Below are 1,328 nucleotides of genomic sequence, written 5' to 3'. Positions count from 1 at the left end.
AGGGCGGCGGACGGGTGAAACAGGGCGATGCGGGAAATGGCGGCGACCTCCTCAGAACAGGAGGCCGAGTGTGCCAGAGGCGTGAGGCGCCGCCGAACGCGGTTACGCCGGCAACCGTGCGCGCCCACGCCAGTGGCCGGCTCAGCGCCGCGACGCGGGGGTGGCGAACACCGTGATCTCTTCGCGGTCGTGATAGAGCTGCTTGGCGCGAATCGTCAGCGGCCTGCCGGCCTGGTCGGCGAACAGGTCCAGGCACAGCTGGGTCTCGTCCCAGCGCTTTTTCATCGGCAGCTTGAGATTGAAGATGGCGTGCCTGCACCAGCCCTCGCGGAACCAGGTGGCCATGCGTTCGGCCACTTTGCGCGGCTGTTCGACCATGTCGCAGACCATCCAGTCCAGCGGGGTTTCCGGCTTCCAGTGGAAGCCGTCGGCGCGCAGGTGTTCGACCAGCCCGGTGTCGAGCACGTGCTGGCGCAGCGGGCCGTTGTCGATGCTGGTCACCTTCAGGTGCTGACGGGTCAGCACCCAGGTCCAGCCGCCGGGGGCGGCACCCAGATCGGCCGCGCGCATGCCGGGTTTGACCAGCGCTTCGCGCTCTTCCGGGGTGAGCAGGGTCAGCAGGGCCTCGTCCAGCTTCAGCGCCGAGCGCGAGGGTGCGTCGGGCAGCAGCTTCAGGCGCGGAATGCCCAGCGGCCACGGCGCGCTGTCGCGGGTATCGGCGACGGTGACGAAGGCGTGGGTGCCGTCGACGAACACGATATGCAGGCGCGGCAGCTTGCCGTTGGCCTTGTCGGTGAGCAGGCCGGCCTTGCGCAGCGCCGGGCGCAGCGCATTGCCGAAGCTGCGGGCCAAGCCGGCCAGCGGTTTGCCGGCGTCCGAATCGGGATGTTCCACCCACAGGTCGCCAAAGCGCGGCTGGCCGTCCAGCGCGGCGATGATCGGGGTGATGCGGTCGGCCGGGTCCAGCTGCGGCAGTTCGGCCAGCACCCGCAGTTTCTGCCGGGCGAAGATCAGCTCGCGCCAGGCCAGGCGCTGGTCCAGCGCTTCGGCGTCGTCGGTGACGAAGACCACATAGCCATCGTTGCGCTGGGTGCGCGCGTAACCGGCAATGCCGGCCAATCCCGCGCGCTGGTTGAGTTCTCCGGCCAGTTCCGGTTCAAAGCCCTGACGGCAATAGCACAGCAGGCCGGTCATTGTGATTCCTTGGGGATGCGGGGATGGAGGTTGCCGGCGCGGCGTAGGGCGGCGCCGGCAGGAGGGCGTGCTCAGTAATGCGCGCCGTTGCTCAGGCCATAGCGGTGCAGCACCGCGCGGGCGGCCTCGCGGTT

At 69.4% G+C, this 1,328-nt stretch carries 1 protein-coding gene; it reads right to left on the bottom strand.

Going from position 1 to position 1,328, the window contains the following annotated elements:
- Positions 1–141: 141 nt before the first annotated feature.
- Positions 142–1,194: a 23S rRNA (cytidine(2498)-2'-O)-methyltransferase RlmM gene (gene rlmM, locus JCM9942_RS16130; protein ID WP_054660871.1), complete on the bottom strand. Its 1,053-nt coding sequence runs from the start codon at positions 1,192–1,194 to the stop codon at positions 142–144.
- Positions 1,195–1,328 lie beyond the last annotated feature (134 nt).

The organism is Stenotrophomonas pictorum JCM 9942, from assembly GCF_001310775.1.
In the GTDB taxonomy this organism is placed as follows: domain Bacteria; phylum Pseudomonadota; class Gammaproteobacteria; order Xanthomonadales; family Xanthomonadaceae; genus Stenotrophomonas; species Stenotrophomonas pictorum.
Note: the sequence above shows the minus strand (reverse complement) of the source record. Positions and strands in the feature narration are given on the sequence as shown.

What these genes read in the sequence shown, in the direction of transcription:
- rlmM (WP_054660871.1), bottom strand. Translation starts at nt 1,194, where the DNA reads ATGACCGGCCTGCTGTGCTATTGCCGTCAGGGCTTTGAACCGGAACTG.